Annotated in this window: 20 protein-coding genes; 7 read left to right on the top strand and 13 right to left on the bottom strand. The window is 73.0% G+C overall.

Annotation, left to right across the window (positions count from 1 at the left end):
* The first annotated feature begins 124 nt into the window (after positions 1 to 124).
* From ABD230_RS14170 to galE, 3 genes are read left to right on the top strand one after another with little or no spacing between them, the layout of a single operon-like run.
* On the top strand, positions 125 to 1,075 hold the full coding sequence (locus ABD230_RS14170) for a glycosyltransferase (RefSeq protein WP_344375618.1): 951 nt from the start codon (positions 125 to 127) through the stop codon (positions 1,073 to 1,075).
* The gene (locus ABD230_RS14165; protein ID WP_344375615.1) at positions 1,072 to 1,920 is read left to right on the top strand and encodes a glycosyltransferase; all 849 of its coding nucleotides are present in this window, start codon (positions 1,072 to 1,074) and stop codon (positions 1,918 to 1,920) included. Before ABD230_RS14170 ends, ABD230_RS14165 begins: the two co-directional genes overlap by 4 nt.
* Positions 1,917 to 2,897 carry a UDP-glucose 4-epimerase GalE gene (galE, locus tag ABD230_RS14160; RefSeq protein WP_344375613.1) on the top strand — a complete coding sequence of 327 codons (981 nt, stop codon included), beginning with the start codon at positions 1,917 to 1,919 and terminating at the stop codon, positions 2,895 to 2,897. The genes ABD230_RS14165 and galE overlap by 4 nt, the downstream gene beginning before the upstream one ends.
* Positions 2,898 to 2,906: 9 nt before the next feature.
* On the opposite strand, the gene ABD230_RS14155 is transcribed toward galE, so the two are convergent.
* From ABD230_RS14155 to glf, 5 genes are all read right to left on the bottom strand, one after another.
* On the bottom strand, positions 2,907 to 4,835 hold the full coding sequence (locus ABD230_RS14155; RefSeq protein WP_344375610.1) for a glycosyltransferase: 1,929 nt from the start codon (positions 4,833 to 4,835) through the stop codon (positions 2,907 to 2,909).
* A 62-nt stretch (positions 4,836 to 4,897) separates the two neighbouring features.
* Positions 4,898 to 6,025 carry a glycosyltransferase gene (locus ABD230_RS14150; RefSeq protein WP_344375607.1) on the bottom strand — a complete coding sequence of 376 codons (1,128 nt, stop codon included), beginning with the start codon at positions 6,023 to 6,025 and terminating at the stop codon, positions 4,898 to 4,900.
* Between the two features lies 1 nt (position 6,026).
* Complete coding sequence (locus ABD230_RS14145) at positions 6,027 to 7,316, bottom strand: nucleotide sugar dehydrogenase (RefSeq protein ID WP_344375603.1); 1,290 nt, start codon at positions 7,314 to 7,316, stop codon at positions 6,027 to 6,029.
* A gap of 31 nt (positions 7,317 to 7,347) precedes the next feature.
* A complete protein-coding gene (locus ABD230_RS14140) occupies positions 7,348 to 9,315 on the bottom strand; it encodes a DUF6541 family protein (protein WP_344375598.1) in 1,968 nt (655 codons plus the stop codon).
* Positions 9,316 to 9,358: 43 nt separating this feature from the next.
* Positions 9,359 to 10,546 carry a UDP-galactopyranose mutase gene (gene glf / locus ABD230_RS14135; protein ID WP_344375595.1) on the bottom strand — a complete coding sequence of 396 codons (1,188 nt, stop codon included), beginning with the start codon at positions 10,544 to 10,546 and terminating at the stop codon, positions 9,359 to 9,361.
* Positions 10,547 to 10,679: 133 nt separating this feature from the next.
* Between glf and ABD230_RS14130 the strand changes: the two genes are divergently transcribed.
* Complete coding sequence (locus ABD230_RS14130) at positions 10,680 to 11,843, top strand: glycosyltransferase (protein ID WP_344375592.1); 1,164 nt, start codon at positions 10,680 to 10,682, stop codon at positions 11,841 to 11,843.
* Between the two features lie 27 nt (positions 11,844 to 11,870).
* On the opposite strand, the gene ABD230_RS14125 is transcribed toward ABD230_RS14130, so the two are convergent.
* Genes ABD230_RS14125 through ABD230_RS14105 form a run of 5 tightly spaced genes read right to left on the bottom strand, consistent with a single transcriptional unit; the run spans position 11,871 to position 17,189 of the window.
* Entirely contained in the window at positions 11,871 to 13,025 is a 1,155-nt protein-coding gene (locus ABD230_RS14125; protein WP_344375589.1) for a glycosyltransferase, read from the bottom strand.
* Positions 13,022 to 14,017, bottom strand: a complete 996-nt coding sequence (locus ABD230_RS14120) for a Gfo/Idh/MocA family oxidoreductase (protein ID WP_344375586.1) — start codon at positions 14,015 to 14,017, stop codon at positions 13,022 to 13,024. The genes ABD230_RS14125 and ABD230_RS14120 overlap by 4 nt, the downstream gene beginning before the upstream one ends.
* Positions 14,017 to 15,108 (bottom strand): DegT/DnrJ/EryC1/StrS family aminotransferase, encoded by a 1,092-nt coding sequence (locus tag ABD230_RS14115; RefSeq protein ID WP_344375584.1) that lies wholly within the window; start codon positions 15,106 to 15,108, stop codon positions 14,017 to 14,019. Before ABD230_RS14115 ends, ABD230_RS14120 begins: the two co-directional genes overlap by 1 nt.
* Positions 15,105 to 15,692 carry an acyltransferase gene (locus ABD230_RS14110; RefSeq protein ID WP_425546242.1) on the bottom strand — a complete coding sequence of 196 codons (588 nt, stop codon included), beginning with the start codon at positions 15,690 to 15,692 and terminating at the stop codon, positions 15,105 to 15,107. The genes ABD230_RS14115 and ABD230_RS14110 overlap by 4 nt, the downstream gene beginning before the upstream one ends.
* Positions 15,693 to 15,707: 15 nt before the next feature.
* Positions 15,708 to 17,189, bottom strand: coding sequence for a lipopolysaccharide biosynthesis protein (locus ABD230_RS14105; protein ID WP_344375578.1), 1,482 nt, complete (start codon positions 17,187 to 17,189; stop codon positions 15,708 to 15,710).
* Between the two features lie 72 nt (positions 17,190 to 17,261).
* Here ABD230_RS14105 and ABD230_RS14100 point away from each other — a divergent pair, with 72 nt between their 5' ends.
* The 3 genes from ABD230_RS14100 (at position 17,262) to ABD230_RS14090 (ending at position 20,389) form a co-directional block, all read left to right on the top strand.
* On the top strand, positions 17,262 to 17,927 hold the full coding sequence (locus tag ABD230_RS14100; protein WP_344375576.1) for a glycosyltransferase family 2 protein: 666 nt from the start codon (positions 17,262 to 17,264) through the stop codon (positions 17,925 to 17,927).
* 10 nt (positions 17,928 to 17,937) lie between these two features.
* On the top strand, positions 17,938 to 18,300 hold the full coding sequence (locus ABD230_RS14095) for a DUF2304 domain-containing protein (protein WP_344375573.1): 363 nt from the start codon (positions 17,938 to 17,940) through the stop codon (positions 18,298 to 18,300).
* 88 nt (positions 18,301 to 18,388) lie between these two features.
* Entirely contained in the window at positions 18,389 to 20,389 is a 2,001-nt protein-coding gene (locus ABD230_RS14090) for a cell wall-binding repeat-containing protein (protein WP_344375571.1), read from the top strand.
* Positions 20,390 to 20,427: 38 nt separating this feature from the next.
* On the opposite strand, the gene ABD230_RS14085 is transcribed toward ABD230_RS14090, so the two are convergent.
* From ABD230_RS14085 to rfbA, 3 genes are read right to left on the bottom strand one after another with little or no spacing between them, the layout of a single operon-like run.
* On the bottom strand, positions 20,428 to 21,831 hold the full coding sequence (locus ABD230_RS14085) for a sugar nucleotide-binding protein (protein ID WP_344375569.1): 1,404 nt from the start codon (positions 21,829 to 21,831) through the stop codon (positions 20,428 to 20,430).
* Complete coding sequence (rfbB, locus tag ABD230_RS14080; protein WP_344375567.1) at positions 21,828 to 22,838, bottom strand: dTDP-glucose 4,6-dehydratase; 1,011 nt, start codon at positions 22,836 to 22,838, stop codon at positions 21,828 to 21,830. Before rfbB ends, ABD230_RS14085 begins: the two co-directional genes overlap by 4 nt.
* Complete coding sequence (rfbA, locus tag ABD230_RS14075; protein ID WP_344375565.1) at positions 22,835 to 23,710, bottom strand: glucose-1-phosphate thymidylyltransferase RfbA; 876 nt, start codon at positions 23,708 to 23,710, stop codon at positions 22,835 to 22,837. The genes rfbB and rfbA overlap by 4 nt, the downstream gene beginning before the upstream one ends.
* Positions 23,711 to 23,777 lie beyond the last annotated feature (67 nt).

The following is a 23,777-nucleotide window of genomic DNA, read 5'->3' as shown; positions in this document are numbered from 1 at the left end:
GGTCGGCGTCAACTGTACCGGCGTCCGGCCGGGCGGATGCCGTGCGGCGGGTCGCTGTGGACAGCCGGTCGCGCTCGGACAGGGCAAGATGGATGGGTCCCCCTCCGATCGAATCCGAGAGCCGATGCCTTCCAGTCCTGCCGCCCCGCGCGTCGTCGCCGTGGTCGTCGCCTACAACCGCCGTGACCTGCTCGCCGAGGTGCTCGAAGCGCTCGCCGGCCAGACCCAGCCGCTCGCCCGCGTCGTCGTCGTCGACAACGCCTCCACCGACGACTCCGCTGACGTCGCCCGTACCGCGGGCGAGCTCGTCGACCTCGTCGAGCTGCCGCGCAACACGGGCGGTGCGGGCGGGTTCGCCGCGGGCATGGCGGTCGCGCTCGCCGACCACCGGCCCGACTGGCTGTGGCTCATGGACGACGACACGGTCCCGACGCCGACCGCCCTGGCCGAGCTCCTCGGCGCGGTGGCCGGAAGCGATGCGGTCGTGGCGGGCTCGCGCGTCGAGTGGTTCGACGGGACCGAGCATCCGATGAACACGCCGCGGCCCAAGCCGTTCGCGTCCGCCGCCGAGCGCGCGGCCGCCGACGCGCGCGGCGCGATGCCGATCCGCAGCACGTCGTTCGTGTCGATGCTGGTGCGGACCGACGTCGTGCGCGAGGTCGGTCTGCCGATCGCGGACTACTTCATCTGGAACGACGACTTCGAGTACAGCACGCGCGCGCTGCGCGGCCGGCGGGGCCTGCACGTGCCCGCGTCGGTCGTGGTGCACAAGACGCGCGTGCTCGGATCGACCGACGCCGACCCCGGGCACCGCTTCTACTACGAGGTCCGGAACAAGCTGTGGATGTTCCGCCGCTCGGCGAGCCTCGCGCCGTGGGAGAAGGCGCTGTACGGCGGCTCGAGCGTGCTGCGGTGGCTGCGCACCGGCATCCGCTCGGGCGATCGTGCCACGCTCGCCGACGGCTGGCGACGGGGGTGGCGCGACGGCACGCGCTTCCGGCCGCGTCCGAACGCGGACGCGCTCGCCGGCCTCGGGCGTGCGAGCGACGCCGTCGCGGCGGTGGAGGCGTCGTGACCGAGCCGTTCAGCCTGCTCATGGCCGTCTACCGAGGCGACCACCCCGTGCACTTCGCCAAGGCGTTCGCGTCGAGCGTCGGCGCCCAGTCCCGCCGCCCGGCGCAGGTCGTGCTCGTGCAGGACGGACCGGTCTCGCCGGGCCTCGAGGGGGCGATCGAGACGGCGATCGCGGACTCGCCGGTGCCGGTGGTGCACCACCGCATCGATGAGAACGTCGGCCTCGCCGGTGCACTCGCGGAGGGGCTCGCGCTGAGCGACCACGACGTCGTCGCGCGGATGGACGCCGACGACATCTCGCTGCCCGAGCGCTTCGCCGCCCAGCTCCCGCTGATCGAGGACGGGCTCGACCTCGTCGGCACGGGCATGCTCGAGTTCCTCGACGACGACGGCTCGATCGTCGGGCGCCGCGTGCCCCGCAGCGACGAGGACGAGATCCGCCGGTACGCACGCTTCCACGACCCGTTCAGCCATCCGACCGTGGTCTACCGCCGCTCCGCGGTGGAGCATGCCGGGGGCTACCAGCCGCTCGGGCTCATGGAGGACTACTGGCTGTTCGCGCGGATGATCCACGCCGGCGCGCGCGTGGGCAACCTCCCGGAGCCGCTCGTGATGTACCGGGTCGGCGCGGGCGCGTACGCGCGCCGCGGCGGCAGGGCGCAGTGGCGCAGCGAGATGGCGCTCCAGCGCGCCTTCCGCCGGATCGGCTTCACCACGCGAGGCGAGTACCTGCGCAACGTCGTGGTCCGCGGCGGCTACCGGTTCGTGCCGGAGCCCGTGCGCAAGCTCGCCTACCGTCGCTTCATCGCGCGGGGCGACGCCCCCGAGGGGAGGGACCTCACGTGAGCGTGCTCGTCACCGGCGGCGCCGGCTACATCGGCGCGCACGTCGTGCGCCTGCTCGCCGATGCCGGCAGGGACGTGGTCGTCGTCGACGACTGCTCGACGGGGTCGCCGGAGCGGATCGGGGACGTGCCACTGGTGGACGTCGACCTCAGCACGGATGCCGCGGCCGGCGAGCTCGCCCGCGTCATCCGCTCCCACGGCGTCGACGCGGTGGTGCACATCGCCGCGAAGAAGCAGGTCGGCGAGTCGATGCAGCGGCCGGCCTGGTACTACCGGCAGAACGTCGGCGGGATGGCGAACCTGCTCGAGGCCGTCGCGGCGACCGGCCTCGAGCGCGTCGTGTTCTCGTCGTCGGCGGCCGTCTACGGCGTGCCCGACGAGACCGTGGTCGACGAGTCGGTCGAGCCCCGCCCGATCAATCCGTACGGCGCGACCAAGCTCGTGGGGGAGTGGATGCTCGCCGACGCCGCGCGCGCGACCGGGCTGCGCCACGCGAGCCTGCGGTACTTCAACGTGGCCGGCGCAGGATGGCCCGAACTGGGGGATCCCGAGGCGCTGAACCTCGTCACGATCGTCTTCGACCGGATGGCCCGCGGCCTGCGGCCGCTCGTCTACGGTGACGCGTACGCCACGCCGGACGGGACGGGCGTGCGCGACTACGTCCACGTCCTCGACCTGGCGGAGGCGCACCTGGCGGCGCTCGACCACCTCGACGAACCCGACCGGGCGCACGACGTCTTCAACGTCGGTACGGGGGCGGGCGCGAGCGTGCTCGAGGTCGTCGACCGGATCGCCGCCGAGAGCGGGACCGCCTTCGACCCCGAGGTCGTGCCGGCCCGCGCCGGCGACCCCGCGCAGCTCGTCGCCGACGCCTCCCGGATCGCCGCCGAGCTCGGATGGCGGGCGCGCCGCGGACTCGACGAGATCATCGCCTCGGCGTGGGCCGCCGACCGGTTCCGGCGGTCCCGGTACAGCTAGTCGCGGGGCTCAGTCGGCGGTGCCGAACGTGCGGCGCCACGCGTCGGGCGACGTGATGTCGGAGGCGTTCGCCCGGTACCGCTCCTGCAGCCGGTCCCACTCCTGCTCGATGCGCCGGTGCAGGCGCAGGCTCTGGCGCCACAGCCGGAGGAACGTGCGGCGGTCGCGGCGGTACCAGTTGGCGCCCGCGCCGTCCGCCGTCGAGATGAGCGCGCTGTCGAACCCGGGCACGCGGTACCACGTCGCGTCGTGCTTCGAGAGCTCGACCTGCGGGTGGTCGACGTTGCGGCCGGCCGGGTCCTTGACCGCGTGACGGAGGGCGGACTTCGCCGTCCAGGCGAGCAGGACCGGTCCGCTCGGGGCGCTCCCCTCCTGGTCGATCGGGTAGATGCGCTTGCCCTCGGTCGTCGACGGCAGCTCGTCGTCGAACGGGTGCACGATCGTCTCGGGGAATTCGGCTGCGGCCGCGCGGACCTCCGCGAGCTTCGTCGGCATCGCGGCGTGGAGCTCCTCCGGGCCGGCGAGCACGTCCTGGAGGGCGCGATGGCGGAGGGTCACCGCGTAGTACTGCATCGACAGCAGGTGCTTGAGGTCGATGCGCCGGCTCGAGCGCAGCAGGCGACCGCCCTTCGGGACGCGCGAGTGGATGAGTGCGGCGACCATGCGGTTGCGGGCGTGGAAGTACGCCTGCCAGTCGATGCTGTCGTCCTTGTCGATCCACGAGATGTGCCAGAGCGCGGCACCGGGCAGCGACACGGTGGGGATGCCGGCCGCCTTCGCCCGCAGGCCGTACTCGGCGTCGTCCCACTTGATGAAGACGGGCAGCGCCAGCCCGATCCGGCGCACGACCTCGAGGGGGATCAGGCACATCCACCAGCCGTTGTAGTCGGCGTCCATGCGGGCGTGCATCCACGGAGACTGCCGGAGGTTCGCCTGCGCGAAGTCGTGGCGCTCCTGCTCGGGCGTGGACGGGCCCCAGAAGAACGCGCCCTGGTCGACCTTCTCGGCGAAGCCGTGCAGCACGGTGCGCGAGTTGAGGTCGAACATGTGGCCGCCCACGATCGTCGGCCGCGTCGTGGCGCGCGCGAATCGCAGTGCGCGCAGGATGCTCTCGGACTCGACCGACACGTCGTCGTCGAGCAGCATCACGTACCCGGCGCCCTCGACGTCGAGGCTCTCGGCCATCGAGCGGCTGAAGCCGCCGGAGCCGCCGAGGTTCGGCTGGCGGATGACGGTGAGCGTGTCGCCGAGGCGCTCGGCCACCTCGTCGAAGCCCGCCTGGTCCTGGACGAGGCGCGTGCCCTGGTCGATGAGGAAGATCCGCGAGAGCTCGTCGAGGAGCTCGGGATCGGCGGCCAGCGTCTCGAGCGTCCGGACGCAGTAGTCGGGCTTGTTGAAGGTCGTGATGCCGAGCGTCAGCCCCTGCGGGCCGTCGGCGGCCGGCAGGTCGGCCCGCCACGCCCCGCGCTCGAGCACGGCGCCGTCGTCGCCGGCGACGAGGTCGAACCAGTACCAGCCGCCGTCGGCGAAGCGCTCGAGCGGCAGGTCGAAGGCCAGCACCGTCGTCTCGGTGCCCTCAGAGCGCTTCCACGCGACGCGCTGCGCGATGCCGCGCGGATTCGAGCGGTAGACCAGCGCCGTCGCCTCGCCGCGGACCTCGAGCTCGAGCCGGATGGTCTTCAGCGACGTGCTGTGCTGCCAGTAGGACGCCGGGAACGCGTTGAAGTAGCTGGCGAAGGAGACCCGGCGACCGCCGCGGATGCGCATCGAGTGCCGGCTCTCGACGTCGTCGATGTGCCCGTCCGCCGTGACCCGCACGGGCTCCCCGTCGAGGGTCGTCCAGGTCTCCGGGTCGGCGTAGAGCGCCAGCACGTCCGGGTCGCGGTCGGCGGGGAAGACGACGTTCTGGACCGTGGTCGACGTGGTCGGATGGGACACGGAGCTCCTTCGTTCGATTCGAGGCCGTGGGAAAGGATACCCGTCCGCCCCGAACGGACCGTTCAGGCGACGAGGTCGCGGTAGTGCGCGTCGAGCTCGCGCACGCTCACCGCGAGGCTGCGCTCCTCGACGGCGAATCGGCGGGCGGCCTCCGACATCCGCCGATGCTCGGCCGCGGGCAGCCGCAGCAGGTCGGCGAGGGCCGCGGCCAGCGCCGCCCGGTCGCCCTCGGGCACGAGCAGGCCCGTCTCGCCCGCTCGCAGCATCTCCGGCGTTCCTCCCGACCGGTACGCGATCACCGGCACCCCGCACGCCTGCGCCTCGACGAGCACGAGCCCGGCCGCCTCCTGCCCGCCGGCCAGCGTCTTCGTCGGCAGCACGAGGGCGTCGGCCGCCTGCAGCTCGGCCCGCAGGGCGTCGCGGTCGAGCCGGCCGACCAGGTCGATGTGGGCGTCGGCCGCCGTCTCGCGTGCGAGCCGCTCGCCGAGCGGGCCGGCGCCGACGAGGCGGAGCTCATGCGGCGCCGACGTCGCCGCGACGCGGGACGCCTCGACGAGGTCGAGCACGCCCTTGCGCTCCACGAGCGCGCCGGCGAAGAGCACCCGGGGCGGGCCGTCGCCGCGGCGGTCCGCCCGGGCTCCCGGACGGAACACATCCGTGTCGACGCCCTGGTAGTGCACCTCGATCCGCTGCGCCGGCAGCCCGGCCAGCACCGCGCGGTCGGCGAGGTGACGGCTCACGGCGAGGATGCGGGCGCTCGCCTCGCCCGCGGCGCGCACGTTGCGATGGTGCCACCGCTGCATGGCGCCGTGCGCCGGGCGGACCGCGACCTCGACGTCGCCGCCGTGGACCGTCGTCAGCAGCGGTGCGCCCGTGCGCCGCGCCGCCCGCACCGCGGGCAGCGACCACGTCGCGGTGTGCTGGTGGACGAGGTCGGGATGCCACGCCGACACCTGCCTCGACCAGCGCGGCAGCGCGGCGGGCAGGAGCAGTTCACGACGGCGGAAGCCGAGGCCGCGGAGGGGGACGGCCTCGACCACGTCGAGCGCCTCGGCCACCGCGGGGTCGTCGACCTCCGCGACGCCGGTGAAGAACCGGAACTCGTGCGCACCGGCGAGTCGAATCGCATGCTGCACCGCGAAGTACGTCGGCGGCACCCGCAGCGTGCTCTTCGCCAGTGCGACGCGCACGTCAGGACTTCCCGATGACCCGGTACCCGACGCCCGGCCACCGGTCCGCCGAGCTCACGCGGCGGCCGTCGACGAACGAGCGCACGCCCGGCAGGTCGGCCGGCGCGAGCTCGCGGTACTCGGCGTGGTCGGCCTGCACCACGGCCGCGTCGACCGGCTCGCCGAGGTGGTACGGCGCGAAGCCCAGCGCACCGAGCTCGGCGTCGTCGTAGAGCGGGTCGTGCACGACGACCTCGGCGCCGCGCGCCGACAGCGCGCGGACCGTGTCGAAGACGCCCGAGAACGCGGTCTCCTTCACGCCGCCGCGGTACGCGGCGCCGAGCACCACGACCTTCTCGCCTGACAGGTCGCCGTGCACGCCCTCGAGCAGCGCGACGGCGTACTCGGGCATCGCGGCGTTCGCCTCGCGGGCGACCCGGACCACGCTGGCGGCCGGGTCGTTCCAGAGGTACAGGCGCGGGTACACGGGGATGCAGTGACCGCCGACGGCGATGCCGGGCTGGTGGATGTGGCTGTACGGCTGCGAGTTCGAGGCCTCGATGACCTGGTAGACGTCGATGCCGTGCTCGCCCGCGAAGCGCGCGAACTGATTCGCGAGGCCGATGTTCACGTCGCGGTAGGTCGTCTCGGCGAGCTTCGCGAGCTCCGACGCCTCGGCGGAGCCGAGGTCCCACACGCCGTTGGGGCGCGCGAGGTCCGGGCGCTCGTCGAAGTCGAGGACGGCCTCGTAGAACTCGACCGCGCGCCGGGCGCCCTCGTCGGTCAGGCCGCCCACGAGCTTCGGGTACTTGCGCAGGTCGGCGAAGACGCGACCGGTCAGCACGCGCTCGGGCGAGAAGACGAGGTGGAAGTCGCGGCCCTCGACGAGGCCCGACGTCTCCTCCAGCATCGGCTTCCAGCGGCCGCGGGTCGTGCCGACCGGGAGCGTGGTCTCGTACGCCACGAGCGTGCCGGCGGTGAGGTGCTCGCCGAGCGAGCGCGTCGCGGCATCCATCCAGCCGAAGTCCGGCCGGGCCTCGTCGTCGACGAACAGCGGCACGACGAGCACGACCGCATCGGCGCCGGGGACGGCGTCAGCGTAGTCCGTCGTGGCCCGGAGGCGCCCGGCGGGCACGAGCTCGGAGAGCCGCTCCTGCAGGTGGGCCTCGCCGGGGAACGGCTCGACCCCCGAGTTGACGAGCTCGACCGTCCGCGGGTTGACGTCGACGCCGACGACGTCGTGCCCCTTGGAGGCGAACTGGACGGCCAGCGGCAGGCCGATCTTGCCGAGGGCGATGACGGCGATCTTCACGGGAGGTTCCCTTCTGTGGCGTACGGGCGCATCACTGCTCGCACCCGGTGATCTCGTAGAGCACGGCGTCGCCCTCGCGGGCGATCGGGGTCAGGACGTCGGAGTCGGCGGGGTCGTCGAACCCGGGGAAGCGCTCGGCCCGCGGGTCGCCGTCGAAGACGTAGTCGTCGCCGAAGTCGAGGAGGTGGGTCACGCCGAGGTCGGCCGCCGCGCGGCAGGCGGCGGCGGTGCCGTCGTCGAGCGACTCCGCGACGGTCCAGCGCTCGTCGCCGTAGGCGCCGCCGACGTGCGCGAAGAGCGCCTGCCGGCCGGTGAAGGCGTAGACGAGCGCGCTCCCGTTCCACGGGTTGCCGGCGACGACCGCGTCCTCCGGGACGAGTTCGCGGACGTCCTCGAAGAGCGCGAGCTCGTCCTCGCTCAGGACCCGGTCGGTCCGCTCCGGCTGGTAGGCGCGGGCCAGCCGGTCGCGCTCGAAGGCGATCGTCCGGTCCTGGGTGACCGGCACGAGGGCCACGAGCACCACGGCGGCGACCACCGCGGCCGCGATCGCAGGGCGGTCGGCGACGGGGCGCCACCGCGAGATCCGAGTCGTGCGGAGCAGCCGCTGCAGCCACCTGACGATGACGAGCACGCCCAGCACCGCGATCGGCAGCACGACGAGCGGCATGAGCGATGCGAGCCGGAAGGTGTCGTTGTACCAGAGGCCCGTCACCAGGTCGCGGAGCCGGCCGGGCTCCCAACCGGTCGCGAAGACGTAGAGGACCGTGGCGACGCCGAACGACCCGATCAGCCAGCGGTACCGGGCGACGCGCACGGCGGCGAAGATGCCGATGATCGCGATCACGGAGACCGCGATCGCCGCCTGGCGCTGGCGCGGGGCGTTGAGGAGCACCTCGCCGAACGCCTGCGGGAAGCGCTGGTAGGGGAGCCAGAGGTTGTCCTGGGGGAGCAGGCGCGTCCAGACCAGGGCGAGCGCCCCGGCCACGAACACCGCGCCGAGGATCGCCGCGGTCAGGCGGATGCCGCGCCGCGCCTCCTCGCGCGTGCGACGGTCGTACGCCACGATCGCCCACACGACCAGCGGCGCGGCGAACACCGCGAGCGTGAACACCGCGTTCGGGTGCGCGAGGCCGATGCCGGGAAGCAGCCACGCCGCGAGCAGCCAGCGCCCGGGCACCTCGAGCTGCGGCGCCTCGGAGACGCCGAGCGCGAGCACGAGGGCGCCGAGCCCGATCGGCACCAGCGCCGTCCCGAGCAGGTTCGGGTAGAGCACCCCGTACTCGACGAGCATCAGCGGGAATGCGACGAACGCCGCGCTCAGCACGCCCGCCGCGGCGATCGCGACCTTCTGCGCGCCGAAGACCTGTTCGACGAGGAACACCACGCCGATCGGCCAGACGACGGCGGCGGACACGACGGCCGCCGCATTGGCGCCCGCGACGACGTCGCCGCCGAACTGCGCGGCCGCCGCGGCGATGGCGTGCCACGCGGTGGGGTAGAAGGTGCCGCCCCGGTCGGGCGTGCTGACCGCCATGTGCAGCGGGGAGGCGTCGCCCGTGTCGAGGATCGAGCGCACGGCGTTCAGGTGGAAGATGGCGTCGTACGTCTGCGACGCGTTCGCGGGCGAGCCGATGCCCTGCATCGCGGTCGCGGCGATGAGCCCGCCGCCGACGACGATCCCGACGACTCCGACGAGGAACGGCGCACCCCACGGCGAGATCGCGCGGACGGCCGGCGTGCGACGCGTCCACCACGCGCGCAGGACGAACGCGACCGCCGCGAGCGGCAGCGTGACGGCGAACGGCGCGGCGGCCGACCACGGCAGCCCGACGAGCGGGGCGACCACCGCGGCGACCGCGACGCCGCTGACCGACGCGCCGACGCCGAGGCCGAGCAGCGCGAGACCCCGCGCCCCGAGCGCCCAGGCGACGGGCAGCCCGGGCACGATCACGAGGAACGCGGCGCCCAGCAGCGCCGGCACGGCCTCCAGCCAGCTCATCGGCCCTCCGTCATCCGCTCACCGGTGAGCGTCATCGCGGGGTTCACTCGTCGACGCCGCCGCTCTCGAGGGTCGAGCCGGCGCGGAGCGCCGGCACGAGCTTGTTGTCGACCATGCTCAGCGCGGCGCCGATCGCCATGTGCATGTCGAGGTACTTGTAGGTGCCGAGGCGCCCGCCGAAGAGCACGTCGCGTTCGCCCTTCGCGAGGTCGCGGTACTTCAGCAGTCGCTCGCGGTCGTGTGCGGTGTTCACCGGGTAGTACGGCTCGTCGCCCGACTCCGCGAAGCGCGAGAACTCGCGCATGATGACCGTCTTGTCGGTCGGGTAGTCGCGCTCCGGGTGGAAGTGCCGGAACTCGTGGATCCGGGTGAAGGCGACGTCGTCGTCGGCGTAGTTCATGACCGGCGTGCCCTGGAAGTCGCCCACCTGGAGCACCTCCTGCTCGAAGTCGAGCGTGCGCCAGCCGAGCTCGCCCTCGGCGAAGTCGAAGTAGCGGTCGACGGGGCCGGTGTAGACGACCGGGAGCTGCCCGAGCACCTTGCTCCGAGAGAAGGCGTGCGCGTCGTCGAAGAAGTCGGTGTCGAGGGCGACTTCGATCCGGGGGTGGTCGGCCATGCGCTCGAGCCACGCGGTGTAGCCGTCGACGGGGAGGCCCTCGTGCGTGTCGTTGAAGTAGCGGTTGTCGTACGTGTAGCGCACGGGCAGTCGCGAGATGACCGCGGCGGGCAGGTCCATCGGGTCGGTCTGCCACTGCTTGGCCGTGTAGTGCTTGATGAACGCCTCGTAGAGCGGCCGTCCGATGAGCTGGATGCCCTTGTCGTTGAGGTTCTGCGGGTCGGTCCCGGCCAGCTCGCCGGCCTGCTCGCGGATGAGGGCCTTCGCCTCCTCCGGGCCGTAGGCCGCGCGGAAGAACTGGTTGATGGTGCCGAGGTTGATCGGCATCGGGAAGACCTCGCCGTCGTGGCGCGTGTAGACGCGGTGCACGTAGTCGGTGAAGGCCGTGAAGCGGTTCGCGTACTCCCACACGCGCTCGTTCGACGTGTGGAAGAGGTGCGCTCCGTAGCGGTGCACCTCGATGCCGGTCGTCGGCTCGTCCTCGCTGTACGCGTTGCCGCCGATGTGTGGGCGCCGGTCGATGACCTGCACGCGGAGGCCGAGCTCCTCGGCGAGTCGTTCGGCGACCGTGAGCCCGAAGAATCCGGAGCCCACGACAAGAAGATCGGCGTTCACGTACGTCTCCTGAGAGGTGGTGGGGGCGGCAGGCGCGCGGAAGCACTCGCGCGCGCGACACCTCAGGATAGCCGAGCCGTGGAACCCTCCCCTGAACGCGGGCCGAACCCTCGGCGCACGTACGATTGGGGGCATGCCCGGACGCCCCCGCATCCTCTCCATCTCCTTCTCGCACTTCCCCAGCGACGCCCGGGTGCTCCGCCAGCTCCGCGTGCTGCAGGAGTTCGGCGACGTGACGACGGTCGGGTACGGGGACGGGCCGGACGGCGTCGCGGAGCACCTGGCCGTGGACCCCGCGCTGCCGTCGCTCGCGCAGACCCCCGGCGGCGTGCTCTCCCTCGCCCTCCGCCGCTTCCGCGCCGTCGAGCTCTCGGCGCCCGCGGTCGCCGCGGCACGTCGTGCGATCGGCGACCGCGGGTTCGACCTCGTCGTCGCGAACGAGGCGCGCGCGCTCCCGCTCGCGCACGCCGTGGCCCACGGTGCGCCCGTGTGGGGCGACCTGCACGAGTGGGCGCCCGAGGAGCGCACGCACGTCCTGAGCTGGCGACTGCTCGTCGCGCCGTACATGCGCTGGGTCTGCGCCGAGTACCTCCCGCGGACCGCGGGCATCACGACGGTGAACGGCTCGATCGCGGGGCTCTACCGCGACGCGTTCGGCGTCGACGTCGAGGTCGTGCGCAACGCCATCCCGCTGCAGGACCTGCACCCGGGTGCCACGCCCCGGGACCGGATCCGGCTCGTGCACAGCGGGGCCGCCGTCCCCGGCCGCAGCATCGAGGTCCTGATCGAGGCCGCCCTGCAGCTCGACGAGCGGTTCTCCCTCGACCTGTACCTCGTCCAGGGACGCGACGGCGGTGCCTACTGGCGGCAGCTCCGGGAGCTCGCACGTGGATCGGACCGGATCGTGTTCCACGACGCCGTGCGTCCGTCGGAGCTGCCCGCGACGCTGAACGCGTACGACGTCGGCGTGTTCGTGCTGCCGCCGCGCACGGCGAACCATCGGTACATGCTGCCGAACAAGTTCTTCGACTTCGTGCAGGCCCGGCTCGCGATCGTCTTCTCGACCGCGGTCGAGACCGATTCGCTCATCGAGCGGTTCGGACTCGGCCGGATCAGCCCGGGCTACACGGCCGAAGACCTCGCGGCGGTGCTCCGTCCGCTCGATCGCGAGGCGATCGACCGGTACAAGGCGGCGACGGATGCCGCGGCCCCCGGGCTCAGCTCGGCCGAGGACGAGCGCGTCGAGCGCGAACTGCTCGGTCGGCTGCTCGGGAGCGGGCGCGACGCGAGCGCCTGACCGGGTCCGTCGGGCGCGGCCGACGGCTCAGCGCGAGACCTCGCGGACGGCCCGCACCGCCGCGGCCGACACCGCCCGAGAGGAGTGGTGGGCGTCGACCCACCCGGCGATCCGTGCCCGCTCGACGGGGTCGGGCTCGGCGCGCAGCACCCGGCGCATCGCGTCGGACACCTGGTCGACGTCCCAGCCGACCCGATCGCCGAGCCGGGCCTCCGCCACCCGGTCGCCGGCGGGTCCCACGCCCGCGTAGATGACGGGCGCCCCACACGCGCCGCAGACGAAGGTCTTCGTCGCGAACGCGAAGTCGTAGCCGCGACCCGGTCGCACCGACGCGAGTCCGGCCGCCGCGCGACCGAGCTCGGCCGCCACCGCGGCGCCGGGGACCGTCCCCGGGAACTCGATCCGCGAGCCCGCGGACGACGCCGCGGCGCGAGCCATCAGGGCGTCGCGCTCGGTGCCCGACCCGAGCATCCGCAGCCGCGCCTCGGGGAACTCGTCGGCGATGCGCAGGAAGGCATCGACGAAGACGCCCGCGCCCTGGATCTCGGACATCGTGCCGGCGTAGACGAGCACCGGCTCCACGGCGGCCGCGGCATCCGGATCGAACCGGAACCGCGTCGTGTCGACGCCGGTCCCGACCACCCGGATGCGCTCGGGCCGCACGCCGAGCTCCTCGACCTCGCGGGCGACGCCGTCGGAGACGGCGAGGACGCGGGCCGCGCCGCGCAGCACCCACGACTCGACGCGGCGCAGCACCCGTACCACGACCGGGTTCACGCCGATGCCCTTCGCCGCGCTCGAGCTCACGTCGGCCGCGAAGTAGACGTACGGCACGCGCCGGAGCCGGGCGGCGATCCTCACCATGACACCCGTCGTCGGCGGCGGCTCGACCACGATCGCGTCGACGCGGCGCGGCCCCCAGAGGCGGAACAGGAGCGGGACGTCGAAGCTGAGGTACTGCACGTAGCCGCGCACCGCACCGCTCCGGTCGCGGAGCACGGGCCAGCGGCGCACGCGCCGGGTCGACGGGACGCCGCCGCCCGGAGGGCGCGAGGTGAGCACCGTGACGTCGGCGCCGTCCGCCTCGAGGGCGTCGCGCAGCGCGGCGAGCCGGTACGCCGCCGCACCGCCCTCGGGCGTGAAGATGCGCGAGGCGATGACGACGTGACGGCGCGCGCTCACTGCGGCGGGACCGCGACCACGCGGTTCTCGCGCGCCGACTCCAGGACCGCCTCGGCGACCCGCAGCGTGGCGAGGCCCTGCTCGAGGGTGACCACGTGGGAGTCGCGGCCGAGGATGGCATCGCGGAAGGCCTCGTGCTCGACGCGCAGCGGTTCGCGCTTGGCGATGGCGTACCGGACGACCGAGCCCTCGGAGACGCCGCGGAAGGTCGCGACCGAGTCCCACTCGGTGTCGATCGTGCCGTTCTCGTGGAAGGTCAGGTCGCCCGTCAGCGTGTCGGCGACGAAGGCGCCGCCCTCGCCCGTGACGACGGTGACACGCTCCTTCATGGGCGAGAGCCAGTTGACGAGGTGGTTCGTGATCACGCCGTTCGAGAGCTGCCCGGTGACGGCGACCATGTCCTCGTGCTCGCGTCCGCTCCGCGCCGTCGTGCGCGCGTACACGGAGACGTACGGGCTCTGGGCGAGCCACGCGGTGAGGTCGATGTCATGGGTCGCGAGGTCCTTCACGACGCCGACGTCGGCGATGCGCGCGGGGAACGGGCCCTGACGGCGGGTCGCGATCTGGAAGACCTCGCCGAGCTCGCCCGCGGCGATCCGCGCGCGCAGGCTGAGCAGCGCCGGGTTGAACCGCTCGATGTGGCCGACCGCGCCGACCAGCCCGCGGCTGCGGAAGGCCTCGACGACGCGCTCGCCGGCGGCGGAGTCGCTCGTGATCGGCTTCTCGATGAGGGTGTGCACTCCGGCGTCGGCGAGCCGCAGGGCGATCTCCTCGTGCAGGAACGTCGGGACCGCCACCACGGCGGCGTCGACGCCGGCGTCGATGAGCGCGTCCACGTCGCCGCCCAGCGGCAGTTCGCCGGCGACGCCGTGCGGGTCGCCCATGGCGTCGGCCACGGCGACGAGCTCGAAGCCGTCCACCTCGCGGATCACGCGCGCGTGGTGGCGGCCCATCATCCCGAGGCCGATGAGTCCGATCCGCAGGTCCGCCATCACGCACCCGCCTTCGCGAGCGCGTTGACCGCATCGACGATGCGCTCCAGGTCCGACTCCGAGAGCGACGGATGCACCGGCAGCGAGAGGACCTCGCGCGCCGCGCGCTCGGTCTCGGGCAGGTCCAGCTCGAGCCCGAACGACGGGAGCCGGTGGTTCGGGATCGGGTAGTACACGCCGGATCCGACCGCGTACTGCTCGCGCAGCGCGGCCGCGAAGCCGTCGCGGTCCTCCGGCACCCGGATCGTGTACTGGTGGTAGACGTGCTCGGCGCCGGCGGCGACGGGCGGCGTCACGACGCCCTCGAGGTTCGCGTCCAGGAACGCCGCGTTCTGCCGGCGTCGCTCGGTCCAGCCCCAGACCTTGGTCAGCTGCACCCGGCCGATCGCCGCGTGGATGTTCGTCATCCTGGCGTTGAAGCCGACGACCTCGTTCTCGTACTGCTTCGCCATGCCCTGGTTGCGCAGGAGACGGAGCAGTCGTTCGACCTCGCCGTCGCCGGTGGAGACCATGCCGCCCTCGCCGCTGGTCATGTTCTTCGTCGGGTAGAGGCTGAACATCGCGAACCGGCCGAAGGTGCCGACGCGCCGGCCGTCCAGGGCCGCCCCGTGCGCCTGCGCCGCGTCCTCGAAGAGGGCGAGTCCGCGCTCGGCCGCGAGGGACCCGAGCGCCGTCATGTCGGCGGGGTGGCCGTACAGGTGCACGGGCATGATGCCGACCGTGCGCTCCGTGATGCGGGACGCGACATCCGCCGGGTCGAGGCAGAAGTGATCGGGTTCGATGTCCGCGAAGACGGGCGTCGCGCCCGTGAGCGCGACCGAGTTGGCCGTCGCGGCGAACGTGAACGAGGGCACGATGACCTCGTCGCCGGGGCCGACCCCGGACGCGAGCAGGCCGAGGTGCTGGCCGGCCGTCCCCGAGTTCACGGCGACGACCGCGCGGCCGTCGAGCAGGGCGTCCGAGAACTCCTGCTCGAACTCCGCGACCTCGGCGCCCTGCGCCAGCATGCCCGAGGCGAGCACGGCGTCGACGGCCGCCCGTTCCTCGTCGCCCACGATGGGCTTGGCGGGCGGGATGAATTCGTTCGTCATGCGTCCAGTTCCCTCAGGGTCTCGCCGTCCTGCTCGAATCGCCGGCCCGTGGCCGGGCACGTCCATACGCCGTCCGCCTCCGTGAGCGGCACGCCCGCCGGACCGACCCAGCCGACGCGGCGCGCGGGCACGCCGGCGACGAGCGCGTAGTCCGGGACGTCCTTCGTCACGACCGCGCCCGCGGCGACGGTCGCCCAACGACCGATCCGCACGGGCGCGACGCACACCGCGCGGGCGCCGATCGACGCGCCGTCGTCGACGGTCACGCCGACGGGCTCCCAGTCCGACGCGCTCTTCAGCGAGCCGTCCGGGTTCACCGCCCGCGGGTAGGTGTCGTTCGTGAACACGACCGCCGGGCCGACGAAGACGCCGTGCCCGAGCCTGGCCGGCTCGTACACCAGCGCCGCGTTCTGCACCTTGCAGTGGTCGCCCATGACCACGCCGGTGCCGATGTAGGCGCCGCGGCCGATGATGCAGTCCGAACCGATCCGAGCCTCCTCGCGTACCTGCGCGAGGTGCCAGACCTTGGTGCCCTCTCCGACGGATGCCGCGGGGGACACCTCCGCTCCGGGCGCGACAAACACCACTCCGGGTTCCTTTCAGGGTGAATCCGCTCCCGCAGACCCGCGGGGACGCCGGAGCGAATCTACCATGCGGACCTCGGGCAGCATCAGGAGTCCCCAGACCACGAGGAACGCCGCCGCGGCGGCGAGCGCCCACCACCAGCCGGGGTCGAGGACGCCGAGGGCGACGACGAGGGCCGCCGCCCACGCCACCCCGAGGGCGGCGCGCAGCGCCGTCCCGCCCCAGCGCATGCGCTCCGTCACCCACACCCACGAGATCGGCCCGAGGCCGATGACCACGGCGCCGACGAGGTAGCCGAGCGCGACGCCGAGCACCCCGAGGCCCGGCACCAGCAGCCACGTCGCGGCGAGCCCGAGCACCATGCCCACGGCGCTGAGCAGTGCCGGGATCCGCACGCCCCGCCGAGTGCCCGCGCTCAGCGCATTGACGGTGGCGACGCTGATGGTCACGAGGAAGGTCGCCGCGAGCAGGATCACGAGGGGACCGCGGGCGTCGGCGTAGCGCGCGCCGAAGAACAGCAGGACGATGGGCTCCGCGGCGACCGCGATCGCCCCGAAGATCGCGCCCATGACGGCGACGAGGCCCCGGCTGACGAGGTCCGTCTGCCGTCGCACCGAGGCCGCGTCCGCCCGCCCGGTCGCTTGGGCCATCGTCGGGAACAGCACGAGCGAGAGCGATCGGGCGACCATCGACGCCGGGGTGGCGAGGGTGAGCGCGGCGGCGTACGCGCCGGCGGCGTCGGGCGTGCCCACCGAGCCGGCGATGACCATGCTCAGCTGCAGCAGGCCGGTGCTCGCGAGCGTGCCGAGCGTCGACCAGCCCGTGAAGCCGAGCATCTCGCGCCGGAGGTCGGCGGGCAGCCGCCTGCGGGCGCCCGGGTGCCGTCGTGGGATGCCCGCGATCGCGTAGAGGGCGTACCCGACGGTGAGGGGCAGCAGCAGCAGCGCCGTCGCGCCGGCCAGGATCACCGCGAGCAGCAGCACGACGGCCGTGGTCGCGGCGATCGCGTCCCACCGCGTCGCGCGCCCGACCTGGTGCACGGCGAAGTGGAGCCCGCGGACGAAGCTGTACATCGCCCACGCGATCACGAGCGCGCCCACGAGTGCGGCCTGCAGTGCGTCCCCGGGTGCCAGCGACCACCACGAGAAGGCCGCCGCCCCGAGCGCGAGCGGCACCGCGGCCCCCAGCGAGACGAGCGAGAGGTGCCGCGCGATGCCGTGCACCGCCTGCTCGTCCCCGGCGCCGCGGGCGCGGGCGACGAACTTGGTCGCCGCCGCGGCCGTGCCGGTCGGCCACAGCAGGCTCGTGAACAGCGCGAGCGAGATGGCGCTGTTCGTCGCCGCGAGCAGCGCGGGCGTGAGCAGCCGGCCGATGAGGACGGAGTAGACGAACCGCACGAGTCCCTGGATCGCGACGCCGACGACCGAGAGCGCGCCGCGTCCGGCGAAGCCGCGCTCCTCGGGCCGATCGAGGTCGAAGCGGAACTGGCGGCTCATCGTGCCGTCGCGGGGTGCGCGTGCATGCCCCCAACGCTAATCGTTCACCTTCGGTGTGTCAGACTCGTAGTCATGCCGCGCACCTGGGTGGTCATCCCCATGTTCAACGAGGGCAGCGTCGTCGCATCCGTCATCGAAGAGGTCAGGAAGACCTTCCCCCACGTGGTCTGCGTGGACGACGGGAGCCGCGACGACTCCGCCGCCCGAGCCGAGGCCGCCGGGGCGGTCGTCGTGCGCCACCCCGTGAACCTCGGGCAGGGCGCCAGCCTGCAGACCGGGTTCTCGTACGCACTGCGCGACCCGCAGGCGACCGAGGTGGTCACGTTCGACGCCGACGGCCAGCACCAGGTCGCGGACGCGGTCGGCATGGTCGAGCTGCTCCGCGAGGGCGGCTACGACATCGTGATCGGCTCGCGCTTCCTCGACGGCCGGACCAAGGTCGGCGCGCTGAAGCGACTGGTGCTGAAGACCGCGGCGTGGTGGACCCGGATCACCACCGGCATGGCCCTCACCGACGCCCACAACGGCCTGCGCGCGATCGACCGGCGCCTGCTCGAGCGCATCCGGATCCGCCAGAACCGGATGGCGCACGCCTCCGAGCTGGTCGACCAGATCGGCGAGCTCGACGCGAAGTGGACCGAGTACCCGACCCACATCGTCTACACCGACTACTCGAAGTCGAAGGGGCAGTCACTGCTGAACTCGGTGAACATCCTCGTCGACCTGCTCTTCAAGTGAGGACCGTCCCGTGCTGATCGTCTTCCAGATCGTCGTCGCGATCGCCGTGCTCGTGGCGATCGCCTTCATGCTCCGCGGCGGCGGCGCGCGCCACCAGGCGATCCGCCGCATCATCTTCCTCGCGTTCATCCTCATCGTCGCCTCGTCCGTGTTCTTCCCGCAGTTCTGGACCTGGCTCGCGAACCTCGTCGGGATCGGCCGCGGCGCCGACCTGATCACGTACCTCCTGGTGCTGACGTTCCTCGGCTACGTGGCGACGACCCACCGACGGTTCCGGTCGATCGAGAACGACGTGACGGAGCTCGCCCGCCAGATGGCCCTCGACCGGGCCGTCTCGCCCGACGCGTCGGACGCGCCGACGCGCCGGGACTGACGACCGCGCCCCCGACCGCGGGGTCTAGGGTGTGGGACGTCGGTGCCGTCCCGTGATCCAGGGCGCCGACGGGGGAGCGAGGTGAGCCATGCGGGCCCGACGAGTGCTGACCGGTCTGGTCGTGGGAGCGGTCATCGCGACCACCGCGACGGTCGCCGCGAACGCCGAGGACACGCTCGCGGGCGCACCGCGCGCGGCCGGCACCCCGATCGACGTGCCCGCATGGCGCGACGCGCCGGGTGAGGGACCCGCACGCGAAGCCGACCTGACCGAGGAGCAGCGGCAGTACGAGGCGCACCTGCGCCTGCAGGCGGCCGAGGCGGATGTCGCCGAGCCGGGGGTCTCGGACGCGGCCCGATCGCTCCAGGGATTCGACGAGACCGTCCCGGCCGACGTTCCCTCGGCCGGGGACGACGCCGTCCCGTCCGGCGATGCCGGACCCGCCGCCGTCGGCGCGACCGGCGCCGCCACCGATGTCGCGACCGCGGAGGCGGCGGCGGGGTTCACGGCCGGCAACCTCATCATCGATGCCAACTTCTACAACGGCTCGGCGATGAGCGAGAGCCAGATCCAGTCGTTCCTGCAATCCAAGGTCGGCACGTGCAAGAACTCGTACTGCCTCGCGAACTACAAAGTGAACACGCCCACCCGGACGTGGAGCTGGGGCACGTGCTCCACGTACACGGGCGGCACGGCCGAGTCCGCCGCGCGGATCATCTACAAGGTCCAGCGCGCGTGCAACATCAGCGCCAGGGTCATCCTCGTCACGCTCGAGAAGGAGCAGTCGCTCATCTCCGACCCCGACCCGGGGCTCGGCCAGATGCAGAAGGCCATGGGCTACGGCTGCCCCGACACCTCGGCCTGCGACAGCACGTACTACGGCTTCTTCAACCAGGTCTACGCGGCAGGACGGCAGCTCACCTGGTACGGCAATCCCGAGGGCTCGTTCACCTGGATCCGGGTCGGCTCGTCGAATCGCATCCTCTACCACCCGGACGCGTCGCGCTGCGGCGGCTCCGACGTGGTGGTGCAGAACCGCGCGACCGCGGCCCTGTACTACTACACGCCGTACCAGCCCAACTCGGCGGCGCTCGCGAACCTCTACGGCACCGGCGACTCGTGCTCGAGCTACGGCAACCGGAACTTCTGGCGGCTGCACCGGGACTGGTTCGGAGATCCTCGCGTGAAGCTCGACATCCCGTGGACGCGGTACGCCGGCGCCGACCGCTACGCCACCGCGGCGGCGGTGTCGAAGGCGACCTACCCCAACGCCGGCGTCCCGGTCGCGTACGTCGCCTCCGGCCTCGACTACCCCGACGCGCTCTCCGCGGCCCCGGCGGCCGCGGCGCAGGGCGGTCCGCTGCTGCTGACCGGCCGGACCTCGCTGCCATCGGCGACGGCCGCCGAGCTGACGCGCCTGAAGCCCGCGAGGATCGTGCTCGTCGGCCAGACCGGCGTCGTGAGCGGATCCGTCCACGGCGCGCTCGACAAGATCGCGCCGACGATCAGGGTCGGCGGCGCGGACCGGTACGCGACGAGCCGCCTGATCGCCGACTACGCGTTCGGCAGCGCCTCGATCGCCTACCTCGCGACCGGGACCGGGTACGCCGATGCGCTCTCGGCGGGCGCCGCGGCGGGCAAGGTCAAGGGCCCCATCGTGCTCGTCTCCGGGCGGGCCGGCAGCGTGGACTCGGCCACCCGCGGCCTGCTCACGTCGCTGAAGGTCGGCGAGGTCCGCATCGCGGGCGGCACCGGCGTGGTGTCGTCGGGCATCGAGTCGTCGCTGAAGACGTCCTTCAGCGTCAAGCGCTACGGCGGATCCGACCGCTACGCGACGAGCGCGGCGGTCGTCCGCGCCGCGTACGGCACCGGAGGACCGGCGTACCTCGCAACGGGGACCGCCTTCCCCGATGCCCTCGCGGGCGCCGCGGCGGCGGGCAGGGTCGGCGCGCCGCTCCTGCTCACCCGACCCACCTGCGTGCCGTCGTCGATCGCGTCGGTCGTCCAGGACAAGGGCATCACGCAGCTCCGGCTCCTCGGCGGCAGCGCGGTGCTCTCCGATCGCGTGGCACGGCTCGCGCCCTGCTGAGCCCCGCCCGCGTCGGCGGGGCGGAACGACGGGCGTCGTCAGGCGTCGTCGCCGAGCCGCGCGACGTACTCGGCGAGCTGCTCGTCCTGGTCGCGCGGGGCGAACCCGGTCGCGCGGATCTTGGCGAGGTCGAAGTCGCTGCGCGCCGGTCGGGGCGCCGCCGGGCGCCCGGCCGCGTACTCGGCCGTCGAGGTCGGCGACACCCGCTCCGGGTCCGCACCCGCGAGCTCGAACACGCGGCGGGCCACGTCGAACCAGGACCGCGCGGCGCCGCCGTTCGAGACGTGGTACACGCCGGCGGGCGGTCGGACCTCGAGGACGTGCCGGACGGCGCGCGCGAGCTCGTCGGCGAAGGTGAGCCGGCCCACCTGGTCGGCGACCACGACGGGGTCGACGCCGCGGGCCGCGAGCTCGCGCATCGTCCGCACGAAGTCCCGGCCCTCGCCGACCAGCCAACTGGTGCGCAGGATCCAGTGCTCGGGTGCGCCGGCGGCCGCCAGCTCGCCGGCGGCCTTGCTCTGCCCGTAGACCCCGAGCGGAGCGACGGGCTCGTCCTCGCGGTGATCGCCGCGCGACCCGTCGAACACGTAGTCCGTCGACACCGCGACGAGCGGGAGCCCGTGTGCCCGCGCGGCGGCGGCGAGCAGCGCGGGCCCCGACGCGTTCACGCGCCAGGCGGCCTCGCGGCCGGCGGCCGACTCGGCGCCGTCGACGTCGGTGTACGCCGTCGCGTTCACGATCGCCGAATGACGCGACCAGTCGTGCGCGGCGACGGCCGCGGCATCCGTCACGTCCAGGTCCCCGCGGGCGAGGAACGCCGCCTCCGGCATGGCGCGGCGCAGGGCCCGGCCCAACCGCCCGTCGCCGCCGAGCACGACGGGCGTGCGAGCCGGCACGGGAACGACGTCGTCGAGCCTCGGATGGGCGAGGTCGCGCTCCGACCGGACCGCCTGCTCGAGTGGGATCGGCCACGGGATCGCCGTGCGCGCGTCGCCGGCGTCGAGGAACGTGTACGCGACGTCCGGTCGCCAGTGCGCGTTGACGAGGTACGCGTAGGCCGTCGCCGGCTCGAGCGTCTGGTAGGCGTTGCCGACCCCCCGCGGCACGAACACGGCCCGGTCCGGTCCGAGCTCCTCCGTGACGACCGCGCCGAATCCCGGCCCCTCGCGCAGGTCGACCCAGGCGCCGAACACGCGGCCGGTCGCCACCGAGACGAGCTTGTCCCACGGCTCGGCATGCACCCCGCGGGTGGTGCCGACCGCGTCGTTGAACGACACGTTCTGCTGCACGGGGCCGAAGTCGGGCAGGCCCTGCGCGGTCATCTTCTCGCGCTGCCAGTTCTCCTTGAACCACCCCCGGCCGTCGGCGTGGACGGGGAGGTCGAGGACGAGCAGGCCGGGGATCGACGTCGGCCGCACGCGCAGGCCGTTCCCGCCGCTCACCGCCCGAGCTCCGCGTACCTCGCCTCGGCTGCCGCCTTCTGCGGCCCCCACCACCACTCGTGGTCGCGGTACCACGCGATGGTGCCGCGGATGCCGGCCGAGAAGTCGCGGAACCGCGGCGACCAGCCGAGCTCGTCGCGGAGCTTCGACGCGTCGATGGCGTAGCGGAGGTCGTGCCCGGGCCGATCGGCGACGAGGTCGTACGCGTCGCTCGGCCGTCCCATCGCCTCGAGCACCAGCTCGACGACCTCGCGGTTGGAGCGTTCTCCGTCGGCGCCGATCAGGTAGGTCTCGCCGATCCGGCCGCGATCGAGGATCGCGAGGACGGCGGCGGAGTGGTCGTCGGCGTGGATCCAGTCGCGCACGTTCTCGCCGCGGCCGTAGAGCCGTGGCCGGATGCCGCGCAGCACGTTCGTGATCTGGCGCGGGATGAACTTCTCGACGTGCTGGTACGGACCGTAGTTGTTGGAGCAGTTGCTGATCGTCGCCCGCAGGCCGAAGCTGCGCACCCACGCGAGCACGAGGAGGTCCGAGGCGGCCTTGGTCGACGAGTACGGGCTCGACGGCCGGTACGGCGTCTCCTCGGTGAATCGCTCCGGGTCGTCGAACTCGAGGTCGCCGTACACCTCGTCGGTCGAGATGTGGTGGAAGCGCACGTCGGCACGGCGCGCGGCCTCGATGAGCGTGTAGGTGCCGACCACGTTCGTGTCGAGGAACGGTCGAGGCTCGGCCAGGGAGTTGTCGTTGTGCGACTCCGCGGCGAAGTGCACGATCGCGTCCTCGGCCGGGTCGAGTTCTCGGACGAGCCCGTCCACGAGCTCCGCGTCGCCGATGTCGCCGCGGACGAAGCGCACGCGATCGCCGAGGAGGTCCTCGATCGAGCCGAGGTTGCCCGCGTAGGTGAGCTTGTCGAGCACCGTCACCGAGGCATCGGTGTTCGCAACGGCGTGCCGCACGAAGTTCGATCCGATGAACCCCGCGCCGCCGGTCACGACCAGTCGCGTCACGCGTGCCGTCCTCTCTCCAGGAGCTCGAGCAGGTAGCGGCCGTACCCGGACTTCGTCAGGTGCTCGCCCCGGACGCGCAGCTCGTCGTCGGTCAGCCAGCCCTGCCGCCAGCCGACCTCCTCCGGCGCGCCGACCTTCAGGCCCTGCCGCCGCTCCAGCGTGCGCACGAAGTCCGACGCGTCGGCCATCGAGTCGAACGTGCCGGTGTCGAGCCACGCCGTGCCGCGCGGCAGGACCTCGACCTGCAGCCGGCCCTGGGCGAGGTACGCGGCATTGACGTCGGTGATCTCGAGCTCCCCGCGCGCGGAGGGCCGGAGCCCGGCGGCGATGGCGACGACGTCGTTGTCGTAGAAGTAGAGGCCGGGCACGGCGAAGTTGCTCCGCGGGTGCTGCGGCTTCTCCTCGAGCGAGACGGCGCGTCCGTCCTCGTCGAACTCCACGACGCCGTACGCCGACGGCTGCTTCACCCAGTATGCGAAGACCGCCCCGCCGTCGAGCTCGGAGAAACGGGACAACCGCGACCCCATGCCCGGGCCGTAGAAGATGTTGTCGCCGAGGACCAGGGCGACGCGCTCGTCGCCGATGAAGTCGGCTCCGATGACGAAGGCCTGTGCGAGGCCGCCCGGCTCGGGCTGCACGGCGAAGGAGAGCCGCACCCCGAACTGGGACCCGTCGCCGAGCAGCCGGCGGAACTGCTCTGCGTCGTGCGGCGTCGTGATGACGAGGATGTCGCGGATGCCGGCGAGCATGAGGGTGGACAGCGGGTAGTAGACCATCGGCTTGTCCCAGACCGGGATCAGCTGCTTCGAGATCCCGAGCGTGATCGGGTGCAGCCTGGTGCCGGAGCCGCCGGCGAGGATGATGCCCTTCACCCTGCCCATCTTGCCCTGCCCGGGCCGTCCGCGTGGCGCGGCGGTGCCGCCGCGTCACGTCACGCCC

The organism is Agromyces tropicus (assembly GCF_039531345.1).
Lineage (GTDB): Bacteria > Actinomycetota > Actinomycetes > Actinomycetales > Microbacteriaceae > Agromyces > Agromyces tropicus.
The sequence above is the reverse complement of the archived record's forward strand: the minus strand, read 5'-3'. Positions and strand labels throughout refer to the sequence as shown.